Raw genomic sequence first — 15,144 nt, 5'->3', positions numbered from 1 at the left:
GTCCCTGCTTCCCCTTGTGTGCCCGGCCGGCGGTGTCGCCGGCGGGCGCGGTTTTACGAAACGGCCTCGTGCAGGCGGGCGGCCTGCTTGTCCTTCACCGGGCCGATCACGGACAGCGAAGGACGCTGTCCCAGTACATCGCGGGCCACTTCGCGGATCTCGTCCGGGGTGACGGCAGCGATGCGGGCCAGCATGTCGGAGACCGACATCTGGTCGCCCCAGCACAGCTCGCTCTTGCCGATGCGGTTCATCAGCGCGCCCGTGTCCTCCAGGCCGAGCACCGTGGAGCCGGAGAGCTGGCCGATGGCGCGGCCGATCTCCTCGTCCGTCAGGCCCTCGGTGGCGACCTTGTGAAGCTCGTCGCGGCAGATCCGCAGCACGTCGTGGACCTGGCTGGGGCGGCAGCCGGCGTAGACGCCGAAGAGGCCGCAGTCGGCGAAGCCCGAGGTGTAGGAGTAGACGGAGTAGGCGAGGCCGCGCTTCTCCCGGACCTCCTGGAAGAGCCGCGAGCTCATGCCGCCGCCGAGGGCGGTGTTGAGCACGCCGAGGGCCCAGCGGCGCTCGTCGGTGCGGGAGAGGCCGGGCATGCCGAGGACGACGTGCGCCTGCTCGGTCCTGCGGCCCAGCACCTCGACCCGGCCGGCGGTGCGGATCGCCCTGGTGCCGGTGCGGGGGTCCATCGGGACGGCGTCCGTGCGGCCCAGGGCGCCGGCCTTCTCGAAGGCGGCGCGGACCTGGCGGACGACCTTGGCGTGGTCGACGTTGCCCGCGGCGGCCACGACCAGGTGGGTCGGGTCGTAGTGCTTCTTGTAGAAGCGGCTGATCTGGTCCCTGGTCAGGGCGTTGATCGTGTCGACGGTGCCGAGGACCGGGCGGCCGAGGGGGGTGTCGCCCAGCATGGTGTGGGCGAACAGGTCGTGGACGCAGTCGCCGGGGTCGTCCTCGGTCATGGCGATCTCTTCGAGGATCACCCCGCGCTCGGCGTCGACGTCGGCCGGATCGATCAGCGAGCCGGTGAGCATGTCGCAGACGACGTCGATGGCCAGCGGCAGATCGGTGTCGAGCACCCGCGCGTAGTAGCAGGTGTACTCCTTGGCCGTGAAGGCGTTCATCTCGCCACCGACCGCGTCGATGGCGGCGGAGATGTCGAGGGCGCTGCGCTTGGCCGTGCCCTTGAAAAGGAGGTGCTCGAGGTAGTGGGTGGCGCCGTTGAGGGTCGGGGTCTCGTCGCGGGAGCCGACGTTCGCCCAGATGCCGAAGGTCGCGGAGCGGACGGACGGCAGGGTCTCGGTGACCACGCGCAGACCGCCCGGGAGGGTGGTCCGGCGGACGGTGCCGATGCCGTTCTCGCCCTTGAGAAGCGTTTGGGTACGGGCGACGGCCCGCCCCTCCGAGGAGGGGCGGGCCGTCTTCCGTGTACTACGGGACGTCACTTGGCGGACTCGTCCTTAGCAGCCTCGTCGCCGTCCTCGCCCTCGATCACGGGGATCAGGGAGAGCTTGCCGCGCTGGTCGATCTCGGCGATCTCGACCTGGACCTTGGCGCCGACGCCGAGCACGTCCTCGACGTTCTCCACGCGCTTGCCGCCGGCGAGCTTGCGGATCTGCGAGATGTGCAGCAGGCCGTCCTTGCCCGGGAGCAGGGAGACGAACGCGCCGAAGGTCGTGGTCTTGACGACCGTGCCCAGGTAGCGCTCGCCGACCTCCGGCATGGTCGGGTTGGCGATGCCGTTGATCGTGGCGCGGGCGGCCTCGGCGGCCGGGCCGTCGGCGGCACCGATGTAGATGGTGCCGTCGTCCTCGATCGTGATCTCGGCGCCGGTGTCCTCCTGGATCTGGTTGATCATCTTGCCCTTGGGGCCGATGACCTCACCGATCTTGTCCACGGGGATCTTGACGGTGATGATCCGCGGGGCGTTCGGGGACATCTCGTCCGGCGTGTCGATCGCTTCCATCATCACGTCGAGGATGTGGAGGCGGGCGTCGCGGGCCTGCTTGAGGGCCGCGGCCAGGACGGAGGCCGGGATGCCGTCCAGCTTGGTGTCGAGCTGGAGGGCGGTCACGAACTCCTTGGTGCCGGCGACCTTGAAGTCCATGTCGCCGAAGGCGTCCTCCGCACCGAGGATGTCGGTGAGGGCGACGTAGTGGATCTTGCCGTCGATCTCCTGGGAGATCAGGCCCATGGCGATACCGGCGACGGGGGCCTTCAGCGGCACACCGGCGTTCAGCAGCGACATGGTGGAGGCGCAGACCGAGCCCATGGACGTCGAGCCGTTGGAGCCGAGGGCCTCGGACACCTGGCGGATCGCGTAGGGGAACTCCTCGCGCGTCGGCAGGACCGGCACGATCGCGCGCTCGGCGAGCGCGCCGTGGCCGATCTCGCGGCGCTTGGGGGAGCCGACGCGGCCCGTCTCACCGACGGAGTACGGCGGGAAGTTGTAGTTGTGCATGTAGCGCTTGCGGGTCACCGGGGAGAGGGTGTCCAGCTGCTGCTCCATGCGGAGCATGTTGAGGGTGGTGACGCCCAGGATCTGGGTCTCGCCACGCTCGAACAGCGCGGAGCCGTGCACGCGCGGGATCGCCTCGACCTCGGCGGCCAGCGTACGGATGTCCGTGATGCCACGGCCGTCGATGCGGACCTTGTCCTTGATGACGCGCTCGCGCACCAGGGACTTGGTCAGCGAGCGGTACGCGGCGGAGATCTCCTTCTCGCGGCCCTCGAACTGCGGGAGCAGCTTCTCGGCGGCGAGCTCCTTGACGCGGTCCAGCTCGGCCTCGCGCTCCTGCTTGCCGGCGATGGTGAGCGCCTGGGACAGCTCGGTGCGGACGGCGGCGGTCAGGGCCTCCAGGACGTCGTCCTGGTAGTCGAGGAAGACCGGGAAGTCGGCGGTCGGCTTGGCGGCCTTGGAGGCGAGCTCGGCCTGGGCCTTGCAGAGCACCTTGATGAAGGGCTTCGCGGCGTCGAGACCGGCGGCGACGATCTCCTCGGTCGGGGCCTCGGCGCCGTCCTTGACGAGCTGGATGGTCTTCTCGGTGGCCTCGGCCTCGACCATCATGATCGCGACGTCGCCGTCCTCCAGGGTGCGGCCCGCGACCACCATGTCGAAGACGGCGTCCTCGAGCTCGGTGTGGGTCGGGAAGGCCACCCACTGGCCCTTGATCAGCGCGACGCGGACGCCGCCGATCGGGCCGGAGAAGGGCAGGCCGGCCAGCTGCGTGGAGCAGGAGGCGGCGTTGATCGCGATGACGTCGTACAGGTGGTCCGGGTTGAGGGCCATGACCGTGGCGACGACCTGGATCTCGTTGCGCAGGCCCTTCTTGAAGGACGGGCGCAGCGGGCGGTCGATCAGACGGCAGGTGAGGATCGCGTCCTCGGAGGGGCGGCCCTCACGGCGGAAGAAGGAGCCGGGAATCTTGCCGGCCGAGTACATCCGCTCCTCGACGTCCACCGTGAGGGGGAAGAAGTCGAGCTGGTCCTTGGGCTTCTTCGACGCGGTCGTGGCCGAGAGCACCATGGTGTCGTCGTCCAGGTAGGCCACGGCGGAGCCGGCGGCCTGACGGGCCAGGCGGCCGGTCTCGAAGCGGATGGTGCGGGTGCCGAAGGCGCCGTTGTCGATGACGGCCTCGGCGTAGTGGGTCTCGTTCTCCACCAGGGATATCTCCTCTTCTGCGTCGCCGCCCGTGTGGCGGTGACGGTGGCGGAGGGGCGTCTCGGCTGGCCGGTCTTCGATCGAAGCACCCGGATTTCCCTGATCCGGGGGCCACTACCGAGGACCGGCGGCGAGCGGAGCGCTCCTCCTCATACTGTTTCGCGTTGCGGGATCCAGATTACAAAGCTTCTGCTTCCCACGGGATACGCAAAGGGAGCGGCCCCCAGGTGGTGGGAACCGCTCCCTTCATGGCGTCTTACTTGGCGCCCGCGGCACCGCGGCGGATGCCGAGGCGCTCGACCAGGGCGCGGAAGCGCGTGATGTCCTTCTTGGCCAGGTACTGCAGGAGGCGGCGACGCTGGCCGACCAGGATCAGCAGACCACGACGGGAGTGGTGGTCGTGCTTGTGCATCTTGAGGTGCTCGGTCAGGTCCGAGATGCGGCGGGTGAGCAGCGCGACCTGGACCTCGGGGGAGCCGGTGTCGCCCTCCTTGGTGGCGAACTCGGCCATGATGGACTTCTTCGTGGCGGCGTCGAGCGACACGCGTACTCCTTATGAGTCTCGTTTTGGCCACCGAGTGCCCCTGGTCTCTGTCTCAGGGGAGCTTCCGTTACTCGGGAGGCGGGGTCCGCTGGGCGCTGTCCCCAGACGCCCTGGCGGGCGGTCCGGAGGCGCGTACGCAAACGGCCACTGGACACAGTAGCAGCCCGGGGGCCGGTTTCCGGCCTCCGGGGCGCGGCGGCGGGCGGGCCGGCGGCCTCAGCTGCCCGCGAGGCCGCGTGCTGTCGCGTACACGTCGAGGACGGCGAGGCAGAGGGGGACGAGCGCGAGCAGGACGACGCTCTCCACTATGTCGGAGGCTCTCCCCCAGAAGGGTGACAGTCCCTTGCGGGGGATGATCAGCGCGACCGCGGTGAGCAGGGCCGCCACGGCGGCGACGGCCACGGTGATCCAGACCGTGCGGATGTCGGAGGCGCCGCCGTGGCCGCCGGGGAGCGGGCGCAGGGCGAGGCCGAGGACGAGCAGGGCGAGCGCGGCCAGCCCCGCGCCGAGGACGGTGGCGACCTGCGCGGTGTAGCGGAAGAGCCGGGCGCGCAGGGTCATGGCGAGCCCGGCGGTGAGCGCGAGGACCGGGGCCCAGGGGCCGGCGGAGAAGGCGAGGACGGCGGCGGAGGCGACGACGACGGCCGAGCAGCCGCCCACGAGGCCGAGCAGCAGCTCGTGGCCCCGGCGGGCGCGGGCGGCGACGCGCTCGGCGTCGACGGGCGCGGTGTCGGCGCCGGTCCGGGGCGCGTCCAGGTCGTCGCCCGTGCCGTGGGGTGCCGCGTAGCCGATGGGCAGCCGGGCGGCGCGGGCCGAGAGGGCGGGCAGGAAGGCGAGCGCGCCGATCGCGGCGACGGCGCAGACGGCGGCCGCGGCGGAGGGCGCGGCACCGGTGAGGATCATCCCGAAGGTGGCCAGGACGCCGGTGGCGGAGGTGACGACGGTGGCGACGAAGGGGGCGTCGCCCCCGGGGGTGACGGCGGCGAGGACGACGGAGGCGATCAGTACGGTCGCGCAGCCGAGCAGGAACTGGAGGCGTCCGGCGCCCTCGCCGGCGGCGGGGCCGATGACGCCGGAGCCGGCGATCAGCAGGTGCGGCACGGCGGCCAGGCCCAGGGCGACGGCGGAGCCGCGGTCCCGGTAGACCCGGGCCCGTACGCCCGCGTAGGCGGTCAGGAGGACGGCGACGGCACCGGCGACGACGCCGGGCAGGCCGTGCGCGTCATGGCGGGCGGGGTCGGCGTTCCAGAGGACGAGGCCCAGGAGGACGAGCAGCAGGGCGGCGCCGGTCAGGCCCGCGGCGCGCAGCATGCGGGTGTTCCACAGGGCGCGGTCGCCGGTGACGGCCGCGGCGACGGCGTCGGCGACGTCGTCGTGGACGGCGGGCGGAAGGGACTCGGCGAACGGGCGCAGGGTGAGGATCTCGCCGTCGAGGACGCGCTGGGCCGCGAGGGTGCGGGCGCCGTCGAGGACGGTGCCGTCGCGGCGCACGAGGTGGTAGCCGGTGGGCGTGCCCACGGGCTGGGCGCCTCCGGTCAGCCGGAGGATCTCGGGGTGGACGTCGGCGACGGGGAGGTCCTCGGGGAGGGCGACGTCGACGCGGCTGTCCGGCGCGACGACGGTCACCCGACAGAAGCCGGTCGTGGCGGACGTACTCACCCGGATTGCTCCCTGATGCTGTGATGTGATGCCGTGATTTCGATGTTTGGCCGACGGGTGGTCACCAACGGTGGCACTCGCGGCTGGTCACCCTACCGGGGGCGAACTCCCGTACGCAGATAGGATCACCGTCTCGCGAGGGGCGGCCGGGGCCACAGGGGCGCCGGGCGGGAAACGGACCCTCGGTGCAGAGGGGTTGAACCGTTCCGTGACCCAGGTCGTCGTCAAGCGCCAGCCTCGGGCGTTGCCGCCCGAGCCGCCGAGCGGGGAACTGCGGCTGGAGGCTCCTCCGGAGCTGCCGCGCGGCCGTCAGGAGGGCTTCCTGATGCAGCTGCTGCCCACGCTGGGCATGGCCTCGTCGATGGTCTACTTCTTCATGCCGGGCTCCAACCCGATGATGAAGATCATGGGCGTCCTGATGATGATGTCGACGCTCGGGATGACCGTCGCCATGGTCGTGCGGCACCGGCAGGGCACGCAGGGGCAGATGGCGGACGCGCGCCGCGACTACCTCAGGTACCTCGCGCAGACCCGGCGCACCGTGCGGCGCACGGCACGGGCGCAGCGTGACGCGCAGTTCTATCTCCACCCCTCCCCCGACCAGTTGTGGTCGGTGGTCGCCGAGGGCTCCCGCGTGTGGGAGCGGCGGCCCTCCGACGACGACTTCGCGCAGGTGCGCGTCGGGCTGGGGGCGCAGGGGCTCGCGACCCCGCTGGTGGCCCCGGAGACGGCGCCCATAGACCAGCTGGAGCCGCTCACGGCGGGCGCGATGCAGCGTTTCCTGGCCGTGCACGGCTCGCTGGACGGCCTGCCCATGGCGGTGTCGCTGCGCGCCTTCTACCACGTCACCCTCTCGGGAGAGCCGGAGACGGTGCACGGCTGCGCGCGGGCGCTCGTCGCCCAGCTGGCCACGCTCCACTCCCCCGAGGATCTGGTCGTCGCCGTGGTGGCCGGGCGTACCGCGGCGGCCCGCTGGGAGTGGACGAAGTGGCTGCCGCACGTGCAGCTGCCGGGCACGGCCGACGGGGCGGGCGCGCGCCGGCTGATCGGCGACGACCTCGGCGAGCTGGAGGAGCTGCTGGCGCCGCGTCTGGAGGGGCGTCCCCGCTTCGGCCGCGACACCCGGCCCTTGGTGGAGCAGCCGCACGTGGTGCTGTTCCTGGAGGGCGCCGCGGTGCCGCCGGACTCGCTCTTCGCCTCGCCGGAGGGCCTGCAGGGCGTCACCGTCGTGGAGGTCGTGCCGGGCGAGCTGGACGAGCTGCGCGGCGGGCTGGCGGTGAGCGTGGCGCCGGGCGCGCTGCGGCTGCGGTCGCAGGTGGCGGCGTACGACGGGGTACCGGACACGCTGTCCCCGGAGGCCGCCGAGGCGCTCGCGCGGCAGCTCGCGCCGCTGCGTCCGGGCAGCGGCGAGGAGGACGAGCCGCTGCTGGCCAACTGGGACTTCACGGAGCTGCTGGGGCTGGGCGACGCCGGCGCCGTGGACGTCGCCCGCACCTGGCGGCCGCGCACGCCCGCCGAGCGGCTGCGCGTGCCGATCGGCGTCGGCGAGGACGGCGCGCCCGTGATGCTCGACCTGAAGGAGGCCGCGCAGGACGGCATGGGCCCGCACGGCCTGTGCGTGGGCGCCACGGGTTCGGGCAAGTCCGAGCTGCTGCGCACGCTGGTGCTGGGCCTCGCGGTCACCCACTCCTCGGAGACCCTGAACTTCGTCCTCGCGGACTTCAAGGGCGGCGCGACCTTCGCGGGGATGTCCGGGCTGCCGCACGTCGCGGCCGTCATCACCAACCTGGCCGACGACCTGACGCTGGTGGACCGCATGCGCGACTCCATCACGGGCGAGCTCCAGCGCCGCCAGGAGCTGCTGAAGTCGGCGGGCAACTACGCCAACGTCCACGACTACGAGAAGGCGCGGGCCGCGGGCGCCGCGCTGGAGCCCCTGGCTTCACTCGTCCTGGTGATCGACGAGTTCAGCGAGCTGTTGACGGCCAAGCCGGACTTCATCGACATGTTCATCCAGATCGGCCGGATCGGCCGCTCCCTGGGCGTCCATCTGCTGCTGGCCTCGCAGCGCCTGGAGGAGGGCCGGCTGCGCGGGCTGGAGACGTATCTGTCGTACCGCGTCGGCCTGCGCACGTTCTCGGCCGCCGAGTCGCGTACGGCGCTGGGCGTGCCGGACGCCTACCACCTGCCGACGGTGCCGGGCTCGGGTTATCTGAAGTTCGGCACGGACGAGATGACCCGGTTCAAGGCCGCGTACGTCTCCGGCCCGTACCGGGCGGGCGGGGCGGCCGGCGCGGACGGCGCGGCGCTGCCCGTCGAGCGGCGCCCGGTGCTCTTCACGGCGGCGCCGGTGCCGGTGACGTACGCGGCGCCGGTCGTCCCGGATCCGGCCTCGGGGCAGACGGGGGACGCGGGGGACGACGCCTTCGCCGACACCGTCCTCGACGTGGTCGTCCGGCGGCTGGAGGGCCAGGGCCCGCCGGCCCACCAGGTGTGGCTGCCGCCGCTGGACCGGGCGCCGTCCCTCGACCAGTTGCTGCCGCCGCTGGCGGAGGTGCCGGGCCGGGGCCTGACGGCCTCCGACCCCTCGCGCCAGGGCCGGCTCGTGGTGCCGCTGGGCGTCGTCGACAAGCCCTTCGAACAGCGCCGCGACGTCCTCTACCGGGACTTCTCGGGGGCGGCGGGCCACATGCTCGTCGTCGGCGGCCCGCAGTCGGGCAAGTCGACGCTGCTGCGCACGCTGGTGACCTCCTTCGCGCTCACCCACACCCCCGCCGAGGTGCAGTTCTACGGACTCGACTTCGGTGGCGGCGGCATGAGCTCCGTCGACGGCCTGCCGCACGTCGGCGGCGTCGCCTCCCGCCTCGACCCGGAACGCGTACGCCGCACGGTCGCCGAGGTCGCGGGCATCCTGGCCCGCCGCGAGGAGTTCTTCCGCGCGCGGGGCGTCGACTCCATCGCCACCTACCGGCGGCGCAGGGCGGTCGGCGACTTCGCCGACGAGGCCTGGGGGGACGTCTTCCTCCTCGTCGACGGCTGGGGCAGCTTCAAGCAGGAGTACGAGCTGCTGGAAGGCGTCGTCACGGACATCGCGGCCCGCGGCCTCGGCTACGGCGTGCACGTCGTGGTGACCGCCTCCCGCAACATGGAGGTCCGCCCGGCGCTCAAGGACCAGCTCCTGACCCGCCTGGAGCTGCGCCTCGGCGACACGATGGACTCGGAGTTCGACCGCAAGGTCGCCGCCAACGTCCCGGCCGGCGTCCCCGGGCGCGGCCAGCTCCCGGAGAAGCTCCACTTCATGGCCGGCCAGCCCCGGATCGACGGCGGCAGCGACCCGGCGACGATGACGGACGCGACGGCCGACCTGCTCACGGCGGTCGGCGCCGCCTGGTCCGGGCCCAGCGCCCCGCGCGTCCGGCTGCTGCCGCGCGTGCTGCGGGCGGACGAGCTGCCGAAGGGCGCGGAGTTCCCGGAGCGCGGCGTGGCCATCGGCCTCGACGAGACGAACCTGGAGCCCGTCTTCGTCGACTTCGAGACCGACCCCTTCTTCCTCGTCTTCGGCGAGAGCGAATCCGGCAAGACGGCGCTGCTCCGGCTGATCGCCAAGCAGCTCACCGAGCGCTACGGCCCGGACGAGGCGAAGATCGTCGTCGGCGACTACCGGCGCTCCCTGCTCGACGTGATCCCGGACACCCACCTGCTGGAGTACGCCCCCGTCGCCTCGTCCCTCACCCTCCACGCCAACGCCCTCAACGGCCTGATGGAACGCCGCGCGCCCCAGCCCGGCGTCACCCCGCGGCAGCTCCGGGAGCGCAGCTGGTGGTCGGGCCCGCGCTTCTTCCTCATCGTCGACGACTACGAGCTCGTCGCGACGGGAGGCGGCGGGAACCCGCTGGCGGCACTCACGGAGAACCTGCCGTTCGCGCGGGACGTGGGCGTCCACTTCATCGTCGCGCGGAATTCGGCGGGGGCGTCGCGCTCCATGTTCGAGCCCTTTATGCAGCGGGTGAAGGAGCTGGGCGCGCAGGGCGTGGTCCTGTCCGGCGACCGGGGCGAGGGCGACATCCTCGGCGGCGTCCGCCCGCACCCCATGCCGCCGGGCCGCGGCTTCTTCGTCTCACGCCGGCGGGGGACGCCGCTGGTGCAGCTGGGGTGGCTGCCGGAGCAGTAGGGGGCGGGCGGTAGGAATCCGCCAAGAGATCAACAAGGGGGGTGCGTCACACGCGCCCCCCTTGTTAGCTTCGAACGCACGAATACCTTGTAGTGCCTTGGCACTTGGGCGACTTGACGGCGATCTGGGGGAATCGTGACGTTCGAGGACGAGTGGGCGGGGCTGCGTGCGGACGCGGTGGCGCGGACGCGGCTGAACGGGGCCGGGGGTACGGGCGGCGGGCCGGACCTCTCGTCCTCAGCGGCGAAGAAACGCTCAGCCGTCACCGCCTTGGAACAACACATAGAACCGGACTCGCAGGCCGCCGGCCGGGTGGCGGACGAAACGTCCGAGGCCGCGGCGAGGGGCTTCAAGGACTGGGCGACGGGCGCCGGCATCAACGAGGCGTTGAAGGGCTGGCGTGAGTCGGTCAAGGCCCTGCAGACCCGGCTTTCCGCGGAGAAGGCGGCCCTGAGCGGCACGAACCGGCTGTTCCTGGGGGCGGATTCGGGGATCGCGGGCCAGTTCCCGCTCCTCAAGCCGGGCGGGAGCGGCCCGCTGAACGCGAATCCGCCTTTCCCGTCACGCGTCTCGGGCTACTGAGGGGATCCGAGGACTCATGCTCACGTACCACCAGGTCATGACGACGGACCTCGCCCTCCTGACAACCGCGGCCGAGCAGTGGGAGGCGGCGGCGAAGAAGTTCGAGTCCGTGCAGAAGGACTACGAGAGCCAGGTCAAGGCCATAGCCTCCGACGGCACCTGGACCGGCCAGGCCAACCTCGCGGGCAAGACGACCATGCAGCTGACGCACGAGCAATACACGGCGGCGGCTAAAGAGGCCCGAGCGATCGCCTCACTGCTGCGGGACGCGCACGGGCAGTTCACGGATCTGCGGGGGAAGCTGAAGTCGGCGGTCGCCGATGCCGAGAAGGCCGGCATGAAGGTGTCCGAGGGAGGCATCGCGAGCTTCGACTTCGCCAAAGCCGACGCGGCCACCGCGAACGCCGCACGCCATGACCCCGACCTCCACACCGCCGAAGCATCGTGGACCAAGCACATCGACAACGTCGTCCGCGCCTTCGACGACGCCGACCAGGGCGTCAAGCTGGCGCTTCAAGCCGCCGTCCAGGACGGGACCCCCGATCTCCTCGACGGCACGCCCCATGGGTTCAACGCCCAGGCGGAAGGCGACATCGAGAAGGTCGAGGCCAAGGAGGCCTACGAGCTGGCGACCAAGCTCACCTCCAAGGGCCACCTCGACGCCAGGGACATGGCCGAGATGCAACGGCTCTTCCGCGACAACGGCCACGACAAGGCGTTCAGCCAGACCTTCCTGAACAGTGTCGGGCCCGATGGAACGATCCAGCTGACCAACAAGCTGACCGGCTTGGCGTACTCGGACGACAAGAGCCACAAGCAGGCCTACGATGCCATCCAGGCCGGTCTCGCGGGGACCGTTTCCACTGCCACCGCCGATACGAACTCGTCCTTCTACGACAAGTGGCACGAGAAGCTGCGGCAGGCCGGCGGGAAGAACTTCGGCAGCAAAACGGATCCGCTCTACGGCTACCAGTCGTTTGTGAACCTCATGGGGTACAACGACCACTACGGCAACCAGTTCCTCAATGACCTCGGTAACGACATCATCGCCACCGAGAAGAAGCAGCCGAGTATATGGACCCAATGGCGCCGACACCCCGGTCTCGACCAGAGCGACCCGCTCGATCACCTGCTCGGCGTCATGAGCAAGAACCCCGATGCGGCCACGTCGTTCCTCGATCCCGGGGACAGCGGGAAGAACGATCACCTCAAATACCTTCTCAAGGACCGTGAGTGGCCGAAGATCGCCACAGCCGGCCCCGGCGCACTCCTCACCATGGACGAACCGACCAGCAAGCTGGGCCTGGGGCAAGCAATCGAAGCGGCGGCGACGGGACACGCGCCTCTGCCCGACGGGGCACTCCCGAACGCGGAAGCCCGGCACAACCAGGCGCAGGCCCGAGTCATGCACGACACGGTCGAGTTGGTCGACCCAGGGTCGAGCAGTGCTGCCCCGGCCAACCTCCGCCGCCCACTCGCGAACGCCCTGGCCGAGTACTCCACCGACACGCACGAGATCCTGAGCGCCAAGACCGACTACCAGGATGAGACCGGGGTCTGGTCCGACGACGGCAAAATCAAGATGTCGGTGGGTCGAGACAAGCTGCTGCGCGCCATGCGAGGCCTCGCGGAAGACCCGCTTGCCTACGCCACGCTGCACCATGCCGAGTCCCGGCACATCTCCCACGAGCTCGGCGGTCTGACAGCCGATACGAAGCTCCACGAGGAGAGCAACGTCCTCGACAAAGCAGGGGCGGTCCTCGGCTCTTACGGGGCCATCCGCGAAGACGTCATCAACGATGAACGATCCTCCGCCTATACGTCGGCCGATTGGAAGGCCAAGGTGGCGTACCACATTCTCGGCGGCGCGGTGACCCCCATGACGATCGGCCCTCAGAAGATCCCCATAGGGGACGCCCTGCAGCGAGGAGTCGACACATGGGCCTGGGCTTGGTCGAACGACATGAAGTCGCATGCGGACACGGAAGCGAACGCCAAGATCGCCGATCACTATATGGACGCCGATAGACAAATGCGCCTGATGATCAAGGGCTGGGCCGCTGATCAGCACATATCGGAAGGTGATCACGATGGCAAGAACATCATCGAAGACATGACCGGAAAGGTGATGACTGGATCCGTTCGCGGAAATGTCCAGGCCAAGAATGTATTCAAATGATCCGCCGGACCTGCGGATCAGCCGACCGTTGAAGTCCCGAGAAAGCGAAGCGACCGATCCATGAAATCGCGATCCGCAGAATCACCGGAACTCCACGACGCAGACCGCCCGGCCAGCCGGAAGCATCGACGGACCCTCATGACCACGGTATTCATTGCGGCCGCATCACTGATCGCCGCAGGCTGCTTCTTCGCACTGGGCGGATACACCCGCTGGCAAGACGCGCGATCACTCGATCGCGCCTGCGATGGAATTCTCCCGAAAGGCGACATCGAGTCGCTCATGGGATCGGATCGCCTGTACGGAGGCACGCCCCTCATACCCAGAACAAAGTCACTGCAAAGTTGCTCCATAACGTCACGCGGCCATACCAGAGGGACCACCGGAGTCAGCATCAAATGGCGTGACGAAGGGGGCGGCGCCTTCCTCGACATAGGCCAGTCCGGCCTGGTCGGCGACTACGCCAGCACCGGACCCATCGGAAACGGCTGGTCTGGTGTCATGACGTGGTCGGGATCCATCGGTTATGCCAGCGTCATCGCGGAATGCCGTGGCGCGAACAAGGATCTCATGGTGAGCGTAAGTTCTTATCCTGGACAACGGGAGGACACTTTTAACACCCCACAAGGGTTTGGCGACCTGGCCAGGGTCGCAACCAAGACCATGGAGCGAGCGGCGAAGAAATGGGGATGCGATGCCAATATGGGGAAGCCCGTGACCTCGGTGACTCCCCCCTCTGCCTATAAGCACGACCGGATTCCAGCCGATCAAGCCAGAGGGACTTGCCAGCCGGTCGCGGGCGCAAAAATGGACGCCAAGGGATCCGGGCCGGCCAAGGCCATCGAAACGCCTACCGGCAACGCACTCATAGAGGATTGCTACCTTCTCGACGAAAAAGGCCGTCCGCTCTATCATCTGTCGGCCTATTACGGCCCTTACGCGCTTGAGCTACGGGAATCCCACGGCGTGCTTCTGCGCTCTCCCGCCGGCAGCAACAGGGACACGGGGAGCGCCTGGGCCCGCAGCGAGTGCCGAACCTTTTTCGGAACGGCTCGTTTCACCGTCACCCCTGAGCGCGACGCACTCGGCTCCGACACCGGAACACAGTCCGATCCCGATCTCCCGGCCAAGCTCTTGACCTCCTTTGCGAAAAATGCAGCGGAGAGACACGGCTGCTCAAACGTGGCCCTTCCTTCAACTTCCTCTGGTGACGGAACAAAATAACGTTCCTTCTCGATATCTGAGCACAGAGAAACAAGGCAGACCAGACACAGGGCGACGCGTCATCCGCTCATGAAAATCAGTCGCCTCATCTAGGCAGCCAGAACATGGCGCAGGAGTTCCGAATATTTCTGATCGTGATGCTCGCCGCAGGCGCTGTCTTCGCTCTACTCTTTCCAGTCAAGCCAACAGTTCATTCGGGCGACCTCAGAAGATGGCGACGACCCCGGATAAGAAGTCAGAATCAGACGATCTGACGCAGACCAAAGAACGTCTGGTTCCTCCGCATGGCCTTTCGGACAGCTCGTCTCCGCCACCACCAAGAAGATGGACTGCGTTCCGCATGCCACCGACTGACAAGGCTGGGTGCCATAGACATGACCGACAGCAACGACGACTCGGACCGCATATTTATCCGAAGCAAGTTGGGCCCCAGCCGCTATGTCTACAACCCAGAAAATCCTGTCGGCCTCGCCCTCATCATCGGCACCCTGCTGTTCGGCATCGGCGGCATGTACCTCGTCTACCACCCGGGCCTCCTCAGCGGCTCCAACACCTGGGACGGGGGAGAGCTGCGATCCGCAGTGAATGCGGCGACCGCCGAGCTGTCGAGCGAGGCACAGTTCGGGCCAGGGGTCCTCAACTACGAGGACATCCTGCGATCTTCCATCGCGAAGCACGGACACAGTTCCCAGGACGCGCTGGCCGTCAAACTGGCTTCCGAGCCACCGAAGCCCGTCCTGTTCGAGGATGGTGTGGAGAAGGCTGACTACACCGTCACGGCCGAGGGAACGGACACTGCCTTCTGCCTCAGGGTCTACGCCGTGAAGCGGAAACTGGCGATGCGCTACGACTCCCTTTCCATTTCCATCAGTGACGGTGCGTGCGCTGCCTCCTGACGCCCGCGCCTCCGGCGCGGGCCGGCTCTGGAGCTTCCCCCTCTGTCAGATGAGGTGGTCGAGCTCGCCTCGTTTGGCCGCTTCGACGAAGTTGCGCAGGCCCTCGCGGGTGGTGGTGACGAGCTCGTGGGGGCGGGCGGTCTCTCTGAGTATGGGGGTGCCGTCGGTGGTGAGCCCTATCTGGATGCAGGCGTTGCCGCCGCCCGAGCAGAAGGGCTCCTGCCAGTGGATTTCCGACAT

Annotated in this window: 10 protein-coding genes; 5 read left to right on the top strand and 5 right to left on the bottom strand. The window is 69.3% G+C overall.

Annotation, left to right across the window (positions count from 1 at the left end; all coding sequences use genetic code 11):
* Window positions 1-53: 53 nt before the first annotated feature.
* The 4 genes from EKH77_RS23960 to eccD form a co-directional block, all read right to left on the bottom strand.
* Window positions 54-1,433 carry a M16 family metallopeptidase gene (locus EKH77_RS23960; RefSeq protein ID WP_126916372.1) on the bottom strand — a complete coding sequence of 460 codons (1,380 nt, stop codon included), beginning with the start codon at window positions 1,431-1,433 and terminating at the stop codon, window positions 54-56.
* The gene (locus EKH77_RS23955) at window positions 1,430-3,649 is read right to left on the bottom strand and encodes a polyribonucleotide nucleotidyltransferase (protein ID WP_126916371.1); all 2,220 of its coding nucleotides are present in this window, start codon (window positions 3,647-3,649) and stop codon (window positions 1,430-1,432) included. Before EKH77_RS23955 ends, EKH77_RS23960 begins: the two co-directional genes overlap by 4 nt.
* A 256-nt stretch (window positions 3,650-3,905) precedes the next feature.
* Window positions 3,906-4,193 carry a 30S ribosomal protein S15 gene (gene rpsO / locus EKH77_RS23950; RefSeq protein ID WP_126916370.1) on the bottom strand — a complete coding sequence of 96 codons (288 nt, stop codon included), beginning with the start codon at window positions 4,191-4,193 and terminating at the stop codon, window positions 3,906-3,908.
* Between the two features lie 216 nt (window positions 4,194-4,409).
* Window positions 4,410-5,852: a type VII secretion integral membrane protein EccD gene (gene eccD / locus EKH77_RS23945; RefSeq protein ID WP_126916369.1), complete on the bottom strand. Its 1,443-nt coding sequence runs from the start codon at window positions 5,850-5,852 to the stop codon at window positions 4,410-4,412.
* 208 nt (window positions 5,853-6,060) lie between these two features.
* On the opposite strand from eccD, the gene eccCa reads away from it, so the two are divergent.
* The 5 genes from eccCa to EKH77_RS23920 all read left to right on the top strand — a co-directional run bounded on the left by eccCa (window position 6,061) and on the right by EKH77_RS23920 (window position 14,904).
* Window positions 6,061-10,023 carry a type VII secretion protein EccCa gene (gene eccCa, locus EKH77_RS23940; protein WP_126916368.1) on the top strand — a complete coding sequence of 1,321 codons (3,963 nt, stop codon included), beginning with the start codon at window positions 6,061-6,063 and terminating at the stop codon, window positions 10,021-10,023.
* 135 nt (window positions 10,024-10,158) lie between these two features.
* Complete coding sequence (locus EKH77_RS23935; protein WP_126916367.1) at window positions 10,159-10,605, top strand: hypothetical protein; 447 nt, start codon at window positions 10,159-10,161, stop codon at window positions 10,603-10,605.
* Between the two features lie 37 nt (window positions 10,606-10,642).
* Window positions 10,643-12,784, top strand: coding sequence for a hypothetical protein (locus EKH77_RS23930; RefSeq protein WP_126916366.1), 2,142 nt, complete (start codon window positions 10,643-10,645; stop codon window positions 12,782-12,784).
* A 138-nt stretch (window positions 12,785-12,922) separates the two neighbouring features.
* On the top strand, window positions 12,923-14,008 hold the full coding sequence (locus EKH77_RS23925; RefSeq protein WP_126916365.1) for a hypothetical protein: 1,086 nt from the start codon (window positions 12,923-12,925) through the stop codon (window positions 14,006-14,008).
* A gap of 374 nt (window positions 14,009-14,382) precedes the next feature.
* The gene (locus EKH77_RS23920; protein ID WP_126916364.1) at window positions 14,383-14,904 is read left to right on the top strand and encodes a hypothetical protein; all 522 of its coding nucleotides are present in this window, start codon (window positions 14,383-14,385) and stop codon (window positions 14,902-14,904) included.
* Between the two features lie 45 nt (window positions 14,905-14,949).
* Here EKH77_RS23920 and EKH77_RS23915 read toward each other — a convergent pair whose 3' ends face one another.
* Window positions 14,950-15,144, bottom strand: a complete 195-nt coding sequence (locus EKH77_RS23915; RefSeq protein WP_126916363.1) for a DUF397 domain-containing protein — start codon at window positions 15,142-15,144, stop codon at window positions 14,950-14,952.

This window comes from Streptomyces luteoverticillatus (assembly GCF_003970715.1).
In the GTDB taxonomy this organism is placed as follows: domain Bacteria; phylum Actinomycetota; class Actinomycetes; order Streptomycetales; family Streptomycetaceae; genus Streptomyces; species Streptomyces abikoensis.
Note: the sequence above shows the minus strand (reverse complement) of the source record. Positions and strands in the feature narration are given on the sequence as shown.

What these genes read in the sequence shown, in the direction of transcription:
- EKH77_RS23930 (WP_126916366.1), top strand. Translation starts at nt 10,643, where the DNA reads ATGACGACGGACCTCGCCCTCCTGACAACCGCGGCCGAGCAGTGGGAG.
- EKH77_RS23925 (WP_126916365.1), top strand. Translation starts at nt 12,923, where the DNA reads ATGACCACGGTATTCATTGCGGCCGCATCACTGATCGCCGCAGGCTGC.
- EKH77_RS23920 (WP_126916364.1), top strand. Translation starts at nt 14,383, where the DNA reads ATGACCGACAGCAACGACGACTCGGACCGCATATTTATCCGAAGCAAG.
- EKH77_RS23915 (WP_126916363.1), bottom strand. Translation starts at nt 15,144, where the DNA reads ATGTCGGAAATCCACTGGCAGGAGCCCTTCTGCTCGGGCGGCGGCAAC.